Annotated in this window: 1 protein-coding gene; it reads right to left on the bottom strand. The window is 77.6% G+C overall.

Going from position 1 to position 731, the window contains the following annotated elements:
* Positions 1 to 85: 85 nt before the first annotated feature.
* On the bottom strand, positions 86 to 731 hold a 646-nt coding region (locus IDM29_RS16880), incomplete at its 5' end, for a hypothetical protein (RefSeq protein ID WP_223148453.1).

The following is a 731-nucleotide window of genomic DNA, read 5'->3' as shown; positions in this document are numbered from 1 at the left end:
CGCTCCGCGCTCGGAGGCGTGAGGTCGGGTCGGGCTTCCCGGTCGGGACGGTCGGGGCGGGGTCGGGGTCGGGTGACAGGGACCGTCAGGGGTGGGTGGTCGCCAGCCAGCGGCGGGCGGCGCGCGGGGAGCGCAGCCGGACCCAGTGCGGTGCCTGCATCTGCTGGAACCGGACGGCGTTGTCGGCGTGCGAGCGCCAGGCCCAGAGCACGATGTTCTCCTCGGGCTCGCGCGCGACCAGCCCGCGCCAGCTCTCGCGGTTGCCGTTCCACAGCTCGCGGCGGCTCAGCAGGCGGCCCAGGGTCCGGCGGATCACGCGGGCCATGACGACGTGGCGCGGGAAGTCGAGCCAGACGACGGTGTCCGCGTCGTCGAGCAGGGGACCGACCCGCGCCGTGTAGTTGCCGTCGACGACCCAGCCTGCGGGCGCGGCGGCGAGGAACGCCCGGATCGCGGCGTGGAACTCCTCCTCGGACGCGGGCCGCCACCCGGGCTGGTGGAAGATCGCGTCGAGCTCGAGGTGGGGCACCCCGCGCCGCTCGGCGAGCGCCCGGGCGAACGTCGTCTTGCCGCTGCCGGACGTGCCGAAGACCCGCACCCGGCGGCCCCGACCCGCCACGCCGTTCGGGTGCCCGACCCCCGGCACCCCCGAGCGCGCCGCGTCCGAGCCCGGCGCATCGCCGCCCGGCACCGCATCACGCGTCGCGACCCAGCCCGCGGCGGCCCGCCGG

The sequence above is a fragment of the Actinotalea sp. JY-7885 genome, assembly GCF_014525465.1.
Taxonomy (GTDB): domain Bacteria; phylum Actinomycetota; class Actinomycetes; order Actinomycetales; family Cellulomonadaceae; genus Actinotalea.
The sequence above is the reverse complement of the archived record's forward strand: the minus strand, read 5'-3'. Positions and strand labels throughout refer to the sequence as shown.